The 20752-nt window shown below is 45.0% G+C and carries 10 protein-coding genes; 8 read left to right on the top strand and 2 right to left on the bottom strand.

What is annotated here, in order from left to right; translation table 11 throughout:
- Positions 1-13: 13 nt before the first annotated feature.
- Together AAC033_RS02625 and AAC033_RS02620 are read right to left on the bottom strand one after the other, a co-directional pair.
- On the bottom strand, positions 14-1528 hold the full coding sequence (locus tag AAC033_RS02625) for a RagB/SusD family nutrient uptake outer membrane protein (RefSeq protein WP_339735079.1): 1515 nt from the start codon (positions 1526-1528) through the stop codon (positions 14-16).
- A gap of 18 nt (positions 1529-1546) precedes the next feature.
- Positions 1547-4585, bottom strand: a complete 3039-nt coding sequence (locus AAC033_RS02620) for a TonB-dependent receptor (RefSeq protein ID WP_339735077.1) — start codon at positions 4583-4585, stop codon at positions 1547-1549.
- A 449-nt stretch (positions 4586-5034) separates the two neighbouring features.
- Between AAC033_RS02620 and hrpB the strand changes: the two genes are divergently transcribed.
- The 8 genes from hrpB (at position 5035) to AAC033_RS02580 (ending at position 20584) form a co-directional block, all read left to right on the top strand.
- Positions 5035-7515 carry an ATP-dependent helicase HrpB gene (hrpB, locus tag AAC033_RS02615; RefSeq protein WP_339735074.1) on the top strand — a complete coding sequence of 827 codons (2481 nt, stop codon included), beginning with the start codon at positions 5035-5037 and terminating at the stop codon, positions 7513-7515.
- A gap of 11 nt (positions 7516-7526) precedes the next feature.
- Complete coding sequence (locus AAC033_RS02610; protein ID WP_339735072.1) at positions 7527-8219, top strand: DUF2293 domain-containing protein; 693 nt, start codon at positions 7527-7529, stop codon at positions 8217-8219.
- The gene (locus AAC033_RS02605; RefSeq protein ID WP_339735070.1) at positions 8212-8610 is read left to right on the top strand and encodes a YchJ family metal-binding protein; all 399 of its coding nucleotides are present in this window, start codon (positions 8212-8214) and stop codon (positions 8608-8610) included. The genes AAC033_RS02610 and AAC033_RS02605 overlap by 8 nt, the downstream gene beginning before the upstream one ends.
- Positions 8611-9371: 761 nt before the next feature.
- Positions 9372-10295 (top strand): AraC family transcriptional regulator, encoded by a 924-nt coding sequence (locus AAC033_RS02600; RefSeq protein WP_339735068.1) that lies wholly within the window; start codon positions 9372-9374, stop codon positions 10293-10295.
- Positions 10296-10962: 667 nt separating this feature from the next.
- Positions 10963-11760: a glycyl-radical enzyme activating protein gene (locus AAC033_RS02595; protein ID WP_339735066.1), complete on the top strand. Its 798-nt coding sequence runs from the start codon at positions 10963-10965 to the stop codon at positions 11758-11760.
- 97 nt (positions 11761-11857) lie between these two features.
- Positions 11858-14221 carry a trans-4-hydroxy-L-proline dehydratase gene (gene hypD, locus AAC033_RS02590; RefSeq protein WP_339735064.1) on the top strand — a complete coding sequence of 788 codons (2364 nt, stop codon included), beginning with the start codon at positions 11858-11860 and terminating at the stop codon, positions 14219-14221.
- Positions 14208-16490, top strand: coding sequence for a DPP IV N-terminal domain-containing protein (locus AAC033_RS02585; RefSeq protein ID WP_339735062.1), 2283 nt, complete (start codon positions 14208-14210; stop codon positions 16488-16490). The genes hypD and AAC033_RS02585 overlap by 14 nt, the downstream gene beginning before the upstream one ends.
- A gap of 80 nt (positions 16491-16570) precedes the next feature.
- Positions 16571-20584 carry a two-component regulator propeller domain-containing protein gene (locus tag AAC033_RS02580; protein ID WP_339735060.1) on the top strand — a complete coding sequence of 1338 codons (4014 nt, stop codon included), beginning with the start codon at positions 16571-16573 and terminating at the stop codon, positions 20582-20584.
- Positions 20585-20752: the final 168 nt, after the last annotated feature.

Here is a 20752-nt window from a genome sequence, read left to right as displayed (position 1 = left end):
CCTTTAATGCGAATTACCAACTTCCGTTTTGAGTTATGCTTGGATTATTTTCCAATTCACTCTCAGGAATTGGGTAATATTCATATTTAGACGAAAAATTTGAATATCCCTCCACTTGACTAGCTGCAATCACTTCCTGCAGCTTTCCCCAGCGCCGAAGATCGTAAAAACGTAAGCCTTCTCTGGCGAACTCCACATTGCGCTGATGCATGATCTCTTCCATCATTTGGTCTGAGCTCCATCCTGCCATTTCAGCTTGTTTGTCAACAAGATTGGCGCGTGATCGAACCCGCTGCACCAATGGTGCAGCATTGCCAACCTGTCCCTCCATGGTGTAGGCTTCGGCAAGCATTAACAACACATCCGAGTAACGCATTCCTTTTTCATTCAGCTCTGATTTCCAGTCGCCTTCATTCTCATTCCACCAATTCTGATTTTTCCTTAACCAAATAGCGTCACTCTCAAAGGAAGTGCTAAAGTCTCGCTGATAAAATACACACCCGGGATAGTTCCACGCCAAGGTAGCTGTTGCCCGTGGATCAAAATCACCTTCTGTTGTTTTTTCTTCCAGCATAGCATCGAGCAAAACACTGGTGGGGAAGAGCTCGAACCAGCCCCCGACTTCGCCAGGGGCACATTCCTGTGCGATAAAGGTAGAGCGTGATTTATTGGCAGGATTGCCGGTCCAGATGTCGGGACCTCCCTGCAAGCTGTATTGCAGTTCAAAAACAGACTCTTGATTGTTTTCGTGTTCTAAAACAAAGTTATCCGCAAAGTTGGGCATCAATCCATAACCATACTGACTTTCATTTGTGACCAATTCCCCCAGCTCAGTAATCACTTGGGGCCAATCTTCAAGATACAAATGAGCTCTTCCAAGGAATCCGATAGCTGCACCTTTTGTTGCTCTGCCTAGCTGATCATCGGGTCTTGTAACAGGCAAGGCTGCTTTAGCATCTTCCAAATCGCTAATGACCTGAGTCCAAACCTGTTCTTCTGTTGCCTTTTCATTGAAGTAGTCCTCCCTTGATTCAGCTAGACTGGTGATAACTGGAACAGCGCCAAAGTCGATTGCCAGAATAAAATACTGAAGGCCTCTGATGAATTTGGCTTCAGCCACTAACTCGGCCTTTTTCGCATCAGAAATGCCTTGAACCTGATCGGCAAAGTGAATTACCTGGTTGCATCTAAAAATACCCGTATAGCATCCTTTGTAAAAGTTAGCTGTTTCCCCGGTGCTTATCGTATTCTGATAGGTTGACACATCAAAACGCCCCCGAACGTCATTTCTAATTTGAAAGTTCTCGGTTCTGCCCTCTTTTAATTCCAGGGCGACCACTCCCCAATGACCATTGTAATCATCAACAAGGGAGTTGTAAGCTGTCGCAAGACCAGCTGCCAGATCAGCTTCGGTATTCCAATAAGCATTCGATGTTACTTTATTGGGATTGTCCAGTTCCAGAAAGCTTTCAGAGCAGGATGTCAGCCCTAAAAATGCGATCGTTAAAATACAATATACTGTTTTCATATTTCCTTTTTTAAAGTATTAGAAGTTTAATTGAAGCCCAAGGTGATACGAGCGATTCAGAGGATATACTCTAAAATCAACACCTCTGGAACTTAAGCCATTCCCGCCAATGTCCGGGTTGTAACCCAAATAGTCAGTGAGTGTGAACAGATTCTCTGCTGCCAGGTAAAGCCTCAAATTATCGAATGACATTCTATTCAAAAGTGTTTTTGGAAGGGTGTAACCCAGTTGAAAGGTTTTTAACCGAAGGTACGAACCATCTTCTAAAAAGCGATCACTGTTGTCAACTCCGTTCCCATTGGGATCGGCCATGTCAAGACGGGGAAATTCAGAATCGGGATTGAAGGTGTAGGAGTCAAGCGTAGCGCTTGAATAGTTGGTATTTACCCTGGCTGCTTCCAGGTAGGTGTTAAAACCATTGTAGATTTTATTCCCCTGCGTTCCTTGAAAGAAAAGGCTAAAATCAAAATTGCGCCAATCTCCTTCCAGTCGCAATCCATAACTGAAATCAGGAAATGGACTCCCGGCATAAACACGGTCATTTCCATCAATTCTTCCATCATCGTTGGCGTCAATAAACCGGATGTCTCCCGGGACCGCATTAGGTTGAATCAGTTCTCCGTCTTTGCTGTGAGAGGTGACCTCTTGCTCGTTACGAAACAGGCCATCGGTCTGAATCAGGAAAAACGAATACAATGGGGAACCTTCCTGAGTATAAGTAACCGCCGATCCATGATGCGAAGCAGAAGCTCCTGAAATTCGCTGTGTTCCGGTACTTAGAGCAAGCACCTCGTTTTTAACTGAAGTGAGCGTTCCTGTTACTGAAAAATTGAAATCATTGACACTTCCATTATAGATTGCAGTAGCTTCAAATCCATTATTGGCTATTTCGCCGGCATTACTAAATGGATCGGAACCAGCTCCAACCGAAAGAGGGATTGGGACCCTCAACAATACATCGGTCGTCTTTTTCCGGAAGTAGTCAAAGATAAAGTTCATCTTTCCTGACCATAAACTCAAGTCAATACCAATGTTTGAGGTGGCAGTTGATTCCCATTTCAGTCCTCCGGCAGGATAGTCGGTTTGAATGTTACCAACCCAGAGCTCACTTGGGTTTCCAGTTGTGTAGCTAATTGCGGAGGTAATCAGTCCCATGTATTGATAATCTCCAATCTCCTGGTTTCCAAGAATCCCATAACTTCCCCTGAGTTTTAATTGGGTAATTGAAGTTCCCATATTGCTGAAAAAATCTTCATTGGCAATGTTCCATGCTACCGAAAGCGATGGAAAATTACCCCACCTGTTTTCCTTGCTAAACCTTGAAGAACCATCTCGTCTATAGGTTGCAGTTACAATATACCGATTGTCATAAGAATAGATCGCTCGCCCAAGGTATGATAATAACGTGTTTTCGACTTCATAACCACCGGAATTCGCTTCGTCCGTTCCGGCGTCAAGCACATAAATGCCATCAGGCATGGCTTTCTTGGATCCGGAAATCTGACGGTACAAATCTTTATACGACGTCTGTCCAACTACCGCATTGATTGAATGTTTTCCAAATTCCTTATTAAATGAAAGTGTGTTTTCTATCTGTCCGTATTTCGACATTCCGCTTGATTCAGACAGCGTTGTTTTCTCATTTCTGAAAATACTTCCGACGACGTACCTGGGGCGGTAGTTAAACCCTTTGGTTTCATTAATCGTGGCACCCACACTAAGTTTATATTTGAGGCCATCGACGATTTCGTATTCGCCGTACAAATTGGCAAGAAGCTTATAATAATCGCTTTCGTTTTTGAATAAATTCAGTCCTGCAACCGGGTTAAATACATCCATTACCGGACCCCAGGCACCTGCGTAGCCCCCAAGAGCTGTTTCATCATAGATTTTAAACGCCGGAATCATCATCGTGGCAGCAGAAACAGCGGTACCTCCTTGTCCTCCCAAATTGCCAATGTTTCTGGTTTCTTCGGTTGAAAAGATAAACGTTTGGCCAAGCTTAAGTTTTCCTTTGGTCAAATCAGTTTTTATTCGCATATTAAGTCGCGTATAATTAGATGTTTCGACAATGCCATCCTGATTGAGGTAACCCAAAGATAAACTATACTTTAAGTTTTCAGAACCACCACTCGCGCCGATGTTATAATTTTGCGTGGCGGCATTCCGATATATTTCATCCTGCCAATCGACACCTTCACCTGGCATTTCAGGGTTTAATGCAATTGGAATCCGGTCCATGCCGCCTGCATCTCTCGCGGCATTATTTACTTTGATCCATTCGTCAGTGTTCAGCAAATCCAACTTTTTCCCAATTTGTTGAATTCCATAATCTGCATTCACATTAATCTTTATTTCTCCTAAGGAACCTGATTTCGTAGAAATAAGAATTACACCATTTGAAGCACGGGAACCGTAAATAGCTGCAGAAGATGCATCTTTTAGTACCTGGATTGACTCAATGTCCAGGGGATTTAGGTTATTCATTGATTCCACCGCAATTCCATCCACGATAATAAGTGGATTTACATTGTTCAGAGAACCTGCTCCCCGAATTTGAATACGGACTCCTGAACCCGGATCACCACTAGCAGTTTCAACAGCAACACCGGCCATTTTCCCTTGCAAAGCGGCCCCAACATTGGTGTTGGCCTGCGGATCCAGCTCGTCTCCTTTTAAGGAGCCCACAGCACCGGTCAAATCTGATTTCTTCACCGTACCATAACCAATTGCGATGACTTCTTCCAATCCAATGATGCTCTGTTCCATAGCCACGTTAATAACATTCTGGTTACCCACGGGCATCTCTTGTGTAATCATCCCAACAAATGAAAATACCAGCACAGCGTCCTGCTGCACATCGGGAAGAGTAAATGATCCATCGACGGACGTAATGGTACCTTGGCTTGTACCTTTTACGGCGACTGTAACTCCAGGCAGAGGTTCCCCAGTGTCGTCCGAAACCGTTCCGCTAATGTCTTTTTGTTGAGCCCATGCGGTGGCAATAACAAAAACTGCCAACAGACAAAGGCTCGCTTTCTTAAAAGATTTTTTCATAAATTCTTAGTTAAGGTTGTTTGTAATGAAAGATTTTCAAGAACAAAGAAAAGGAGTCACGCATCGAAAAAAAATAGACAATCAGGGTATTTATTGGACAATCCGATTATTTGTCTGTTTCTGAACACGAAAGTGATATCCAAATAAAAAAGCAAGTGAATAAATTATAAAAGATTGATATTTAAACTCTAAATAAAAGATATCGTCTGTCTTTATCTGAGCCGTTTGGTGATTTCTAGAAGAATTAAGAGCAGATAAATACCATTCAATAGACGAAACGATTGCATTGTGGGTGTCATGTCAAAAATTTAGGCTTATCTGAAATCAAATCCGACCGGGCCTTTCGCAGGAACGTTATCAACTGGCTCTTCTTCCTGCGAAAGAAATAACGATCCCGTTGAAATCAAACAGATTTCCTATTTTTGTACGCTTATTTGAAATCCATAATTTTGACTATTCAGTTTCAATCTATTGATCTTCCCGTAGCAGCTATTCTGAGCGAAATCCAGGAGAAATTGCAAGAAGCGGGCACTCTGGTGGTTCACGCTCCTCCGGGGGCCGGAAAAAGTACGCTTGTTCCACTGGCTTTACTGCAACAGGCAGACGTCAACAACCAGAAAATCATATTACTGGAGCCGAGGCGGCTGGCAGCAAGAGCGATTGCAGAACGCATGGCTTCACTACTTAACGAAAACGTTGGACAGACAGTGGGTTATCGTATTCGCTTCGAAAACCGGATCAGTGATAAAACTCGCATTGAAGTAGTAACAGAAGGAATTCTGACCCGGATGTTGCAATCCGACAATTCGCTGGAAGGTATTGGAACGGTTATCTTCGATGAGTTTCACGAGCGAAGCATTCATGCTGATTTATCCTTGGCGCTTTGTCGGGAAGTTCAGCAGGTTCTTCGACCGGATTTGCGCATGGTCATCATGTCGGCAACACTGAATCTGCCTCAGTTAACCCAGCTGCTTCAGGCCCCAGTGGTACAGTGCTCAGGGCGACGTTACCCCATCGACCTGGTTTATTCCGGCGAGAATGATCTTCGGCTCGTTGCTGAACTGACCGCCCAGGTTGTTCTTCGGGCCATCAAAGAAAAGCAAGGTGATGTGTTGGTATTTTTACCGGGCGAAGGTGAGATCAGGAAATGTGAGCGTTTACTACGAAGCGAACACCTAAAAATTGAAGTACATCCGTTATATGGTTCACTACCCAAGCAAAAACAACTGGCAGCTATTTTTCCAAACCGGAATGGAAAGCGGAAGGTTATCCTTGCTACTTCAATTGCTGAAACGAGTTTGACAATTGAAGGTGTGCAGGTGGTGGTCGATTCAGGTTATGCCCGTGTTTCTCGCTTCAACCCCAAAACGGGTTTGTCACAGCTTGAGACGATTCAGGTTTCCAAAGACTCCGCTGATCAACGTGCCGGGCGTGCCGGCCGACTTGGCCCCGGAACGTGTTACCGAATGTGGACCAAGGCCTCTCAAGAGCAGCTTGCAGAGCACCGAACCCCGGAAATATTGGAAGCTGATTTAGCCAGCTTGGTTTTAGATATGGCTCAATGGGGGATCACAGATCCTGAGGAGCTCAGCTGGTTAAACCCGCCCCCGAAAGGCACCGTTAATCAAGCAACAGCACTGCTGCACGAACTCGGAGCGCTTGAGGACGGTCGGATTTCAGCTTTGGGGAAAGCGTTGAATCGTTTGCCTTGTCATCCCCGGATTGCTCACATGCTGGTGATGGCCAAACAGGGCGGCAATGTGTCCCTGGCAACCGACCTGGCCGCCATACTGGAAGAACGTGACCCTTTGGGGAGGGAGGCAGGAATTGACATTAACCTTCGCATTGAGGCCCTGCGGGCGCAACGTGCTTCAGGCAGGATCAGCAAAAAGATGAAGCGTATAGAAAAAGTAGCAGAATCTTACCGGGAGATTGTTGGCTGCAAACCCAGCAACGACATGGTTAATCCTTACGAAACAGGCCTGCTCCTTGTTTATGCTTACCCTGAACGCATTGCTTTTGCCCGTCCCGGTAACAATGCTCAGTTTCAGTTATCAAACGGTAGTATTGCCATGGCCGGACATAAAGACGACCTTGCCCACGAAGCTTGGTTGGCTGTTGCCCACCTAAACGCCCGGCAAGGTATTGGCTCTATCTTCTTAGCTTCTCCTCTCAATCCGACTGATTTAGCTCCGTTGGTGAAAGAGCGCGAAGTGATAGCCTGGGACAGCAAAAAAGGAGGTCTTATCGCAAGTAAAGAACTTCGGATTGGCGGCATCGTTCTGCAATCAAAACCATTGCCCAATCCCAATGGTGAGCAGGTCCTCAGCGTGATTTCGGAAGCGATCAGCCGGGAAGGCGGACATTTGCTAAACTTCCACGACGGGGTGGTCCAATGGCAAAACCGGGTGCTTAGTTTGCGGCATTGGAATCCAGAAGATCAATGGCCGGATGTTTCGACCGAAAACTTACTGCAAACCAATAAGGATTGGTTAACGCCTTATCTTCAGAACGTTCGAAAAACAGAAGACCTTAAGAAGACTGATCTTGAAAATGCGCTGCACTATCATCTCAGCATCGAGCAGCAACAAATGCTTGATCAGCTGGCTCCACAAAAGCTTCAAGTTCCCAGTGGATCAGCCATAAAATTAGCTTACCAGGCTAACGGCGAACCCCCGATACTCGCGGTTCGCTTGCAGGAAGTATTTGGGATGGATAATACGCCAAGGATAAATAATGGCCGGAAGAATGTGGTGATGCACCTGCTTTCTCCGGGCTTCAAGCCAGTTCAAATTACTTCGGATTTAAAAAGCTTTTGGAATAATGCCTACTTCGAAGTGAAAAAGGAGCTTAAAAGACGTTATCCCAAGCACGCCTGGCCCGATGATCCATGGACCGCCGAAGCCTTACGCGGCATCAAACGAAAGTAAATGATTGACCAATGGCAAATATAAGCATCGTGAGTCCGGGGAAAAACGGACAATTAATAAATGAGTATGGCGAACGGGTTGTTCCACCCGAGGCTTGGAGCTTTTTGCCGGCAGGCGATGCAGGCATTACTCGAAGAGTAACCGCGCAGGGAAACTACTGGCGCGTTCAGTATAAAAAGGGACGGAAGACCATATCAAAAGGCGTTTGGGCTCCGGCCCACACCATTGCCATGGCTCAACAGGAGCTTGCTGCCATGCGGGAAACCGAAAGCTACCAAAAGAAACGGGCAAGCGACATCCAACGACGCGAGAAGAAACAACAATTGTATACAGAAGAGTTTTTGCAAGCCGTGATCAGCTACCTGAACTTCCATGCCGCATATCATTCAATTGCGGAACAAATGGCCCGGGCAATTACGCAACATGCCATTCCGGTGGGAAGTGGGACCGTTGCCCGCACACAACTTATTCCGTTACAGGAGCGAGCTGCCAAGGCGGTTATCGCCTGGATGCGCCACCAAACCACGGCATACGACAAGATGAAAATCGCTCGCATCAAAGGAGAACGAAGGGCTGTCAGGCGAGAACTGGCCCAGCAATCGCTTCGCTTATTGGTTCCTTATCGAAAAGGAGAACCCATCGCCCCCGGTTGTCCGTTAAGGAAAGCCATTCAGAAACAAGTAAAATGGAATGATCATGAATAACCTTTGTCCATGCGGTTCACAACGGTTAGCTGACGACTGCTGCTTGGCTATCATTTCAGGGAAGCGGGAAGCCAAGACCGCCCTGGAGTTGATGCGATCAAGGTATGTGGCTTTTACGATTGGTGATGGCGGCTACCTCATGCAAAGTCATCACCAAAAAACGCGTCCTGCGAAAGAACGAAGTAAGATCGAAAGCTGGGCAAAGTCCGTGCACTGGATGGGCTTACAGGTTCTCACAAGCCAGGGAGGGCTCGCGAACGACTACACGGGGTATGTCGAATTTAGAGCCCTCTATCTCGAAAACGCGCAACTTCAACAGATCCATGAAAATTCCTTTTTCAAAAAAGAACAAGGCAAGTGGTTTTATTATTCCGGCGTGCACAAACGGTAAGAGCAACTTTTTGCATTGTAGCAAACAAGACATAAAGAGTTTAAACCGCTCAGTCAATTGTGTGTAGCTAAACCAATACCTATTATCAAAGAGCCGGAAGATAGCACCCAAACGGAAAAGTTTCGATTCTTAAATCCCCCATTTCGCCACTAGGTGAAACGTCCGCAGGACAAAATTTGGCCCGGGCCGGCGTGGGCTTATGGGCGGAAGGATGAAATTTTAAAGATTTTTCCATCCTTTTCATCGACTGGAAAAGGATGTGCCTGTCCGGCATGAGGACAAAGAAGCTTTGAGGATTAGTAAACGTCTTGCGATGCGGCGTCGGTCAATAAGCCAGCCGGACTGGCATGCTGGCTGGGAGCATTCAAATACCTGTTATTGCATCATCCTCTTCCTCATCCATGCATCATCTAGTCCCCTTGGGAAACTGCTTTCTCTCTGAGAAGTCTATAAACTGATTAGTAATCGTGACCTCAGTATTTTATATGTATAAAGGCAGTATCGCCTGGAGGATATCGCCGAGACAATCAGTCTATTTATTGGACAATCCGATTATTTGTCTATTTTTAATCACGAAAGTGTGTTCCGACTGAGAAGAGCAAAACAAAAAAAAATAAATACTTGATATTGAGACTTCAAATGAAATATACAGTCTGTAGTCATCCGAATTGTAAATGGGTGTCACAAGAGCAAAGGGCAAATAAACACCATTCAATCGACGAAACGATTGCCGGACGGCCATCGTGTTAAAATTTTAGATTTTGAAAATAACTACCAATGTGATAGAGCCAGTTGAAGGAAAAACGGATAGTTTTTTTGGTGACAGAAGTGTTGTCATGACCAGGAAACAACTTAAAACGATTAGAAATAATCCGTTGATCGGTGGCCTTTATATTAGTGATATTGGTTTTTACCCCCATGCCCGAACACACTATCGCAAAAGAAAAGCGGGAATAAATGAAAATATCCTAATCTATTGCATCGACGGTGCGGGCTCAATACACATTGGGACTAACGTCTATGAACTCCAAGCCAATCACTACTTTGTCATTCCGGCCCATGAAGCACATGCTTATTGGGCCTCAGAGCGCTTTCCATGGTCTATTTACTGGATCCATTTCGGAGGTGAACGGAGTTTCCTTTTCAACGAATTCTTTGGCAAAGTAACACCGATTGAACAGTCTTCCAAATCCCGGATTGACGACCGTATCAACTTATTCAATGAGCTTTTGAGGGCACTAGAATCGGGGTTTTCAATACAAAACATGAACTACGCCAATCTGTGTTTAAACAGTCTGCTGGCTTCGTTTTTCTTTGTCGATACATTTAGGGCGGTAAAAGGTCAAAAAAGTTCTGATCCTGTAGACCAGGTTATTTTATTGATGCAGAAAACCATCAATAAGAATCTTAAAATAAGCGACTTATCCACGCATGTTAACCTGTCGGAATCTCATCTCTCAAAAATTTTCAGAAACAAAACAGGCTCTTCTCCCCTGGATTATTTTATTAACCTTAAAATGCAGGAAGCTATACGACTGTTAACTAACCAATCGCTAAAGATAAAGGAAGTTGCCTACCGTTTGGGTTACAATGATCCCTACTATTTCACCAGAATATTCACCAAGCATATAGGCTCCAGTCCTGCTTCCTTTGTGAAAGTTAGCAAGCGAAAAAGTAACAGGTAAACCTTTGAAGAAAGTGACGTGTTTGGAAGAGAAACCGCTTTAGCGGCATATAACTCAATGCGCCTACCCCGAAGCCGGTTGCAGGAAGCTTCTGGCTTATAAAAGTATGATTCCTGCAGCTTCGCAGGAGAGATAGCCCGGGATCCATTGACCGGAAGAGGTCGACAACACCCGGAAGATAGCCAAAGGACAGGCAGCAAATAGTAACGAGTAGGGGAAAGATGGTTAACAATAGGCAGCACGTAGTCAATAGGCGGCTGTTAGCTAAGGATAAGCAATACATAGCCATGAACAAGCGAAAGGTGGTTAAGAACGTGCGACTGTTAACAAAGAATAGGGGAGACGTAGTCAAGATCAGGCAGAGCATAGCAATGGATAGAAGAGACATGGTTGACGACAGGCCACACTTTCGAAGGTCAACATGGCTAAGATTATTTATAAATGGTATAAATAGCAATCAATGATTAAAATCTTCCTTGTCATGTGAAAAATAAAATCTAATTTGCGGCTGATGAAACAATCGGTCAAATATTACTCGAACCTGTATCACAAATTTGGCGTTGGCCTGTTTGAGTGCTGGATCAATTGATTCCCCTTCCTGTCGCCCGGCAGGATATCTCATAGTCTCGTAGAATTTATCCCTCGTATTCATTTTAACCTTTTTCCCATGATGGGAACGATATTCGATATCAAACGTTTTGCGGTGCACGATGGCCCCGGCATTCGAACTACGGTCTTCTTTAAAGGCTGTCCGTTGAGCTGTCAATGGTGCCACAACCCTGAAAGTATTGACAGCAAGCCGGTATGCATTAAGAAAACGTCAAAGCTGAACGGTCGAGAGTTCGTCAATGACGAAATGATCGGCTATAAAGTAAGCCCTGATGCTCTTTTTGATGAACTTAAAAAAGAGCAGGTTTTCATGGAAGAATCTTCGGGCGGAGTGACATTTTCCGGTGGAGAACCCTTACTGCAACACGAGTTCCTTTTTGAAATGCTTCAATTGTGTAAAGCCCAGGCGATGCATACAGCCGTTGATACCACCTTGTTTTCAAGCTGGGAGATTGTCGCCCGCATGGCTGAAGCAACTGATTTGTTTCTGGTCGACTTGAAATTGATCGACGATCAAATGCACCAAGTTTATACCGGAGTTTCAAATACGGTCATTCTAAAAAACATACGAAAACTTGTGTCCGGAAATGTTCCTGTGCGCATCCGCATTCCAATGATTCCGAAAGTGACTACAACCCCTGAAAATATTGCGATGAGCATTGCGTTTCTGAGTGAACTGAAAGGCGGGATTGAGGCGGTGGACTTGCTGCCCTTTCACAACACCGCCAATGAGAAATACAAACGGTTCCACCTCGATAATCAATTTATGGGACGGCATTCATTGAAAAAGGAAGAATTGACAACGATTAAAAATCAATTTCAAGAGGCTGGATTTACCGTTAAGATTGGAGGCTGAAAGAGTGGGCAGTATTAGCTATCAGCCTCAGTAATTTATATTTGAGAAATGGAAACTAACGAAGACAATTATCATTCATCATTCAATAGTAAAGGAAATGACGCCAAGAATAGAAAAACTACGGGAACAAAGCCTGAATGCCATCAACCGAATTTCGGCAGAACGGGCTGTGCTAATTACTGAATTTTATAAGAGTCACCAATCATTTGGCGATTCCATTCCGGTGCAAAGGGCAAAAGCATTTCGTTATATCATGGAAAACAAGTTTATCTGCATAAACGACGATGAACTTATTGTTGGAGAACGGGGCCCCGCTCCTAAAGCCACGCCAACCTACCCCGAAATTACCGTGCATTCGTTGCAGGATTTAGACATTTTGAACGCTCGCGAAAAAGTTTGGTTTCAGGTGGATCAAGAAACGCGCGATGCGTATGAGCATCGTATCATCCCCTTCTGGAAAGGCCATTCCAACCGCGACCGCATCATGAAAAACATGCGTCCCGAGTGGCATGACGCCTATGAAGCAGGAATCTTTACCGAGTTCATGGAACAGCGCGCCCCCGGTCATACCGTTGCCGGTAATAAGATTTATCAAAAAGGCATGCTCGATATTATTTCCGATGTGAACGAAAGCCTTTCAAAACTGGATTTTCTCAATGACTCAGACGCCTTTAACAAGCAAGAAGAGCTCAAAGCCATGCAATTGGCTGCTGAAACAATTATCTTGTTTGCCAACCGGCATGCAGAAAAGCTGGAGGAACTGTCACGCGTTGAAATAAACGCCGGGCGGAAATCAGAGCTAAAAGCCATGGCCGCTGTTTGCCGTAATGTACCCGCCAATGCGCCTCAAACCTTCCACGAAGCATTGCAATACTATTGGTTTGTCCATCTAGGCGTCGTTACAGAGCTCAACCCGTGGGATTCATTCAACCCCGGGCGCTTGGATCAGCATTTATATCCGTTTTATAAAAAAGAAATTGCGGAAGGCAAGCTCACAAAAGAAAAAGCAATTGAACTGCTGCAAGCTTTCTGGGTGAAATTTAACAACCATCCGGCGCCGCCCAAAGTGGGTATAACAGCCTTGGAAAGCAACACCTATACTGATTTTGCCCTGATCAATATTGGTGGTGTAAAACCTGATGGATCGGATGCCGTGAACGAACTGTCTTTTATCATTCTGGATGTTATCGAGGAAATGCGTCTGTTGCAGCCAAGTTCCATGATTCAACTGAGTAAAAAGAACCCGGAAAGTTTTATCAACCGGGCGGTGAAAATTGTGAAAACGGGTTTTGGTCAGCCGTCCATTTTCAATACCGATGCGATCGTCCAGGAGCTCGTCGGCCAAGGGAAAGACTTGATTGATGCCAGAAACGGAGGTGCTAGCGGTTGTGTTGAAAGCGGCGCTTTTGGAACCGAAAGCTACATTCTGACAGGCTATTTCAACTTGCCTAAAATTCTTGAAATAACCTTAAACAATGGCTTTGATCCCCGGACCCAAAAGCAAATCGGTTTGCAAACCGGCGATCCGGAAACCTATAGAAACGTGGATGACCTGATGACTGCCTTTGAAAAGCAAGTCAGGCATTTTGTTGATATCAAAGTTACCGGTAGCAACATCATTGAAAAGATCTTCATCGAGTATGTTCCGACCCCCTTTTTGTCGCTGATTATTGACGACTGTGTGCTTGCCGGAACGGATTATATCAGCGGCGGCGCACGCTACAATACCAACTACATCCAGGGCGTCGGGATGGGGACCATTACCGACTCACTAACAGTGCTGAAAAAACATGTTTTTGAAGAGAAGAACTACAGCATGGCAGAACTTCTTTCTGCCCTGAAAAACAACTTTGAAGGTGCCGAGGATCTCCATTACCAACTGGTCTATCAAACACCTAAGTACGGAAATGACGATGATCGTGCAGATGACCAGCTTCGCAACGTTTTCGAGATTTATTACAGAGCCGTCAACGGACGAAAAAGCCCGCGTGGTGCCGATTACCGGATCAACCTGTTGCCAACCACCTGCCATGTATATTTTGGCAGCGTCATGCAAGCCAGCGCCGACGGACGAATGGCGGGAACTCCGGTTTCTGAAGGCATCTCACCCGTTCAGGGAGCCGACCGGAAAGGGCCAACGTCAGTTGTTAAGTCCGCAGCAAAGATTGACCACCTGAGAACAGGCGGAACCCTCTTGAACCAGAAATTTACCCCTTCATTTTTCGAAGATGATGATGCGATTCAGAAAGTTTCGAGCTTGGTGCGAAGTTACTTCCGAATGGATGGCCATCACATTCAGTTTAACGTGGTGAATGCCGAAACCCTCCGTGAGGCGCAGAGACATCCCGAAAACTTTAAAGACCTGATTGTCCGGGTGGCCGGATACAGTGATTATTTCAACGATTTAGGAGAAGATCTTCAAAATGAAATTATAAACAGAACGGAACATGAAGACTTTTAAGACCCTATTTTACCTTTCGCTTTTGCTTCTGACAGCGTTCTCCGCGGCATCGCAAACCATTCGTGAACGCTACGAAAAAGCTGAAAGCTTTCTACCCAAGAACATTTCCAAACTGGTTAGCAACATTGAACTTCGCCCACACTGGATTGAAGAAAGTTCAGATTTTTGGTATGTTGAGGAAACCCCTGGAGGAAGCAAATACATGCTGTTCGACTCAAAAAAGGGAACAAGCCAGCCCGCTTTCGACCAACAGGCCATTGCAAAACTAGTCGGAGAAAAAATAGACCAAGCAGTCTCACCCGATTCGCTTCATCTGGACGATCTGAAGTTTGCAGCAACCAAAAAATCAATCCATTTTAGGCTGAAGGATGAACGGATTTTTATAGAACTCGCCGGATACACGATTACCAAAACAGAAAAGATTGAAGCTAAAACACTGGCATACGAATCGGTTTCACCTGACCAGAAATGGATCGTTTCGTTAAAAGACTATAACCTCTACCTGAAGGATAATGAAACAGGAGAAGAATTGGCCCTTACAACCGATGGCATAGAGAAATACGAGTATGCCAATCCGGCGAATAACTGGGAAAAGTTGATTGATGTATCGAAAGGCGACAGCTACGATCCGCATATTGACATTCAATGGTCTGTTGATTCGAAAAAATTTGTCACCTATAAAATTGATCGACGAAAAGTCGGACTGATGTACCTGTACCAAAGCATACCCGACAGTGGCTACCGGGCCAAAGTATTGGCTTACGAGCGGGCAATCCCGGGAGAAGATGCCATCATGCAGGAATTTTGCGTATTTGATCTGGAAAAGAAGAAACAAATCAAACTCGACATTCCATCAGTCCCCGATATTTGCGTGAGCTTCGGCCCGCAATGGATCGATGGTTCCGATGAGTTAGTGCTTGGAGTTTATCAACGAGGCTACCAATCACAGGATCTTTACATTGCCAACGCGAATACCGGGCAGGCAAAAATTATTCTGCACGAGCAAGCCCAAACGATGATTGAAACCCAACTGATGACCTGCCGATGGATCAAAAACAATCAGGAGTTTCTTTATACCTCCGAGCGCGACGGCTGGAACCATATTTATCGTTACAACAAAGATGGCCGGTTACTAAACCAAGTGACCGAGGGAACTTTTGTTGTGACTGGTATCACCGCTATCGATGAAGAAAATGATCAAATCTATTTCATCGCCTGCGGAAAAGACTCGAGTCTGGATCCGTACTACCGTCAATTTTACCGCATTGACCTGGATGGGAAGAACATGCAGTTGCTTACCCCTGAAAATGCCTATCACAGCATCAGTTTATCTGCTGACTTTAAAACGTTTGTTGACAATTATTCCCGCATTGACATGAAACCGGTGTCGGTTGTTCGCTCCACAAAGGCTGGCAAAGTCATCGCCCAGCCCATAACAGCCAACATCGATGCCTTACTGGCAACTGGCTGGCGATTTCCTGAGCCGTTCAAAACCAAAGCCCGCGATGGGGAGACAGATCTATACGGAGCGATCTACTTTCCGTCCGATTTCAATCCAAACAAAACATATCCTATTATCGACGGAACCTACTCCGGACCGCAAGCTGTCCGCACACCCAAAACCTTTAACAGCGCCTACCGGTCGCACGATGTGTCCTTTGCTGAGCTGGGCTTCATCGTCATCACTGTCGATGGGCTGGGAACAGCCATGCGTTCGAAGCGGTTTCATGATTTTTCATACAAAAACCTTGGAGATATCGGCGCCGAAGATCATATCAAGGCCATTAAAACACTCGCTGCAGGACGTCCGTATCTGGACCCGACAAAAGTTGGTATTTATGGCCATTCAGCAGGGGGGTACGATGCTTGCCGAGCCCTGTTGACCCATCCTGAATTCTACTCGGTAGGTATTTCATCTGCCGGCAATCACGACAATCGTATTGCCAAAGCCTGGTGGGACGAACAATACCAGGGTTTGGTCGGTGCGCATTACGATGAACAGTCGAACTTTAACCTGGCCGATAAGCTGGAAGGAAAACTATTGTTGATCCATGGCGATATGGACAACAATGTGAACCCTGTGTCAACGTTGAGGATGGCCGGTGAGCTCATCAGGCACAACAGAGATTTTGATATGCTGATCATTCCAAATAAGAACCATGGCGGCGTGTTTGCAGTACCCTATTTTCATCGGAAACGCTGGGACTATTTTGTGGAGAATTTGCTGGGCATTGATCCTCCCAAAAACTACGAACTAAAAACCTATTAAATGACGATTACAGATTTATGAGCAAGAAGGGAAACAACCATCGTATACTGAACTGCTGCTTGTTGTTGATATGCGTATTCATGCTTTTGGGATTTCAACATGAAAGTAAAGCACAAAACGATGAGCCGGTACATTTTCTGCATTACACGACAGAAGATGGGTTGCCTTCCTCTTATGTCAAAAGTATCGTTCAGGATTCAGATGGGTTTATCTGGGCGGCAACGCGATCGGCCAATGTTCGCTTCGATGGAAAAACTTTTCGCGAATTCCCGGCTTTTGATCGCGACCATCTTCCGGTTAAAATCTTTTGCAATAAACTTTTCATGACCCGCGATTCAATACTCATTGCGCGAACGAATAATGAAAAGTATTACTACTTCGACAGCGACAAGGAGTGTTTCTTCCCGCACCCGCTTTTAACCGCGCTGGGCCCGACAACTGCCATTGTGCCAACCACCAATGGATTTTGGGTTTGCCAAAACAACGAGTTGTTTTTTTTAGACCAGCATAGCGGACAACGCGAAAGTCTGCGACAGAAATTCAAACTGCACCAATTGCCTGATCAAATTAAATTTACAGGAGTTTATGAACAAGGTGACTGGCTCGCTTTTTCAACCAATGCTGCAACTATTTATGCCTATAGTCATAGCCGGCAAAAACTAAACAGATACGATCTTCCCGGTGAACTCAATCCAATTCAGCATGATTTACGTTTGATTGACTCCCACGGGAACTTGTGGATCTCCTCATTAGATTTTGGCGTTGCACGTCTACATATGGAAAGTGGCAAATCCCACTTCTATGCCAAAGAAAGAAAGAACCAATACCACATTCCCCACAACCTCGTTCATTGTTTTACTGAAGATCAAAGGGGACGGGTCTGGATTGGCACCGAATCGGGCTTGGCTATCTATAACGGGGAAACAGATCTATTGAACCTTCACAACTATAAGCTTTCTGAGCCAAACGGACTGAACACCGACCCGATTTACGACGCTTTTTGCGATAAACAAGGCAATGTTTGGCTGGGAACGTACTTTGGAGGTATTAATTTCTGGCGTGGCGAAAAACAGTTTTTTCGCACCTGGGCTCCGGGTTACGGGACATGGCAAATCACAGGCAATGTGGTCAGCTGCCTGGCCGAGGACCAGGATAAAAATCTTTGGATTGGATTGGAAGACAAGGGACTGAACAAACTCGACATTCAAACCGGAGAGATCACGCATTACGCGTCAGAAGACGGCCCAAACAACCTTTCTTACAACAACCTGCACGACTTGCTTTTTGTGAATGACCATGAGCTATGGATTGGTACCTATACCGGCGGAATTAACATCCTGAACACAAAAACCAATCGTTTCAGCCACTACTATAAAAAGAACACGCCCATCCAGATATCTAATTCAATCTACCAATTTTTTCAAGTCAATAGCTCCATTTACGTTGCCACGACGGAAGGAATTATCGTTTTTGACAAACAAAACAAAACATTTCGGAAACTCAAACCAGACATTATAGGAGGCATTCAGTTTGAGTGCATTAGCTCAATTAATGATTTGCTTTGGTTTTCTTCGGCCGCGCAAATTTTTCAGTACGACCCGAAAAACGATTCGCTATACACGTTCGATCTCGTTCCCGAGATGAGAAATATTAACTTCGTCAAAGCCGACTCGGATAACCGGATCTGGATTGGGGATTGCTATAAAGGCCTGTGTTGTTACAATCCCGAGCAGGGAACTGTCAAGCATTTCAATCCGGAAAACGGATTTCCGGCTCATTGGATCTTTAGTTTGGAGGAAGGCAAAGATGGCTGGTTCTGGGTCAGTACTGACAAAGGACTGATCAGATTCTCACCTGGGCATAATAGATATACACTTTTTGACAGTAACTCGGGCATACCGTTCAATCAGTTTAATTACCGCGCATCGTTTACCGACAGCAATGGCAACATATACTTTGGAGGTAACAACGGGATGATTTCATTTAACGAAGATGCGGAATCAACCGATCTACAAAAACTACCGATTGTATTTACGGGCATCCAGCTGTTCAACAAACCACTCCGTCCGGGCGATATCAAAAGCCTTGACAGGTCAATTAACAAACTTGACAAGCTTGTGCTGAAATATAACCAGAATGTATTTACCATTGAGTTTACCGCTTTTTGTTACTCTTCAGGCGGACGTTGCCAGTATGCGTATTTTCTGGAAGGTTTTGAAACGGAATGGAACACGGTGGGCAATAGAAATTTTGCCACTTACACCAACCTCAACCCCGGAACTTACACCTTCCGAGTAAAAGGATCGATGGGCGACAACCAAAACGAATCTGAAGAACGGCAGCTCACTGTCATTGTCCGGCCTCCTTTCTGGTTAACCAATTGGGCTTTTGCCCTTTACTTTGTATTGGCGGTTTTGATATTCATCCTGGTATTCCGTGTCGGTAAAAATCTGGAAAAATCAAAAGCGCTGGCTGAGCTGGAGCATCGCGAAAAGGTACATGCCGATGAAATTCACAAGGTAAAACTCGAATTTTTCACCAATATTTCGCATGAACTTAAAACCCCGCTAACACTGATACTGGGTCCGCTCAAAAAGATTATCGAAGAAGAAAAACTCAGCCCGGCATTCCGTAGACAGCTGGTTGGAATAGAACGTAATGCCAACAGATTGTTTCAATTAATCAATCAATTGCTGGAATTCAGGAAAATTGAAAATGGAAAAGAAAACCTGAAAGTTTCACCTTGCTCACTGCGTCCCATAATGGAAGAAATCTCTAATTCATTCGAAAACTTGGTAGATAGCAGAGACATTGATTTTCAGCTTGATTTTCCTCAAGCCGGGAAAACTGCTTGGATGGATGTCGACAAGGTGGACAAAATTATTTTCAACCTGCTGTCTAACGCCTTCAAATTCACTCCCGAAGGTGGGAGAATCCGTTTTTCAGTCGAGTTAAAAAGGCGTGCAAACCGGAGCTCCCAAGAGCTGGTTGATCTGATTGTCCGGGTTTCGGACTCAGGGAAAGGCATCACACCCGAGATGTTGGAAAAAGTTTTTGACCGTTTTTTCCAGATTGAAGACGGACAACGCCACAACAATGGATCAGGAATTGGCTTAGCTTTCGTAAAAAACCTGGTTATCTTGCATCGAGGAAACATCACCGTTGAAAGTATTGTGAACAAAGGGACAAGTTTCACCGTATGCCTCCCCGCCAGCAAAGAAGATTTTAACCAAACGGAAATATCCACTCAGCCAGCTCAATATGAGCCATGCAGGGAAGTTCCCGAAATGCAGCTCATTCATCAAGGGAAAAGTGAATTGGTCAACCCGGATGTCTTTTCTTCCAAACCTACGATTTTAATTGTTGAAGACAATCTTGAATTAATCAGCTTTATGAAGGAGACTCTTGAGTTGAAATACCAGATTGTAACTGCACTGAACGGTATGAAAGCGTTGGAGAAACTGGAATCCGTCACCCCCGATTTGATAATCAGTGATATAATGATGCCGGACTTAGACGGCTTGGAACTCACCCAACGCCTGAAATCAGACCTGAGAGTTTCACATATTCCGATCATTTTGCTGACATCGCAAAGCGGAGAGGATAGCAAACTGGGCGGATTGCGTTCGGGAGCCGATTATTACATCGAAAAGCCGTTTTTCCCCAAGATACTGGATCAAAACATCGAGAACATCCTGAATACACGGAAACGACTGATCGAACGGTTCAAGTCGGATGATTCCTTGCAGATCGAGAAAATGGCCCATTCCGAGTCAGACAAAATCTTCATCGAGAAACTGACTGCGATCATCAAAGAAAACATCAGTAACCCCGATCTTGATGTGACCTTGCTAAAACAGGCAATGGGCGTAAGCCGTTCGTTGCTTCACCTGAAACTAAAAGGGCTGGTTGGTTGCTCGAGCACCGAATTTATCCGTGCTATCCGGCTCAAAGAGGCTGTAAAACTCATTTCGTGCGGAAAGTGCAACATTTCGGAAGCGGCCTATGAAACCGGATTCTCAAGTCCAACCTATTTCACCCGGCGTTTCCGAGAGTTTTACGGTAAATCTCCGAGGGAGTATTTTAACGCCTGATTCTTTACAGCCACTCCAGAACGACACAGAATCAGGATTATGAAATACGATCAGCCAGGAGCATAAAGCGACTTGGCTGAGTACCAGACACATCATTGACCGTACTGAAACGACGCAAAATCCCTGTTTCCAATGGGTATAAACATCGTCTGGACATCTGTCTCACTT

The sequence above is a fragment of the uncultured Sunxiuqinia sp. genome (assembly GCF_963974515.1).
In the GTDB taxonomy this organism is placed as follows: Bacteria; Bacteroidota; Bacteroidia; order Bacteroidales; family Prolixibacteraceae; genus Sunxiuqinia.
The sequence above is the reverse complement of the archived record's forward strand: the minus strand, read 5'-3'. Positions and strand labels throughout refer to the sequence as shown.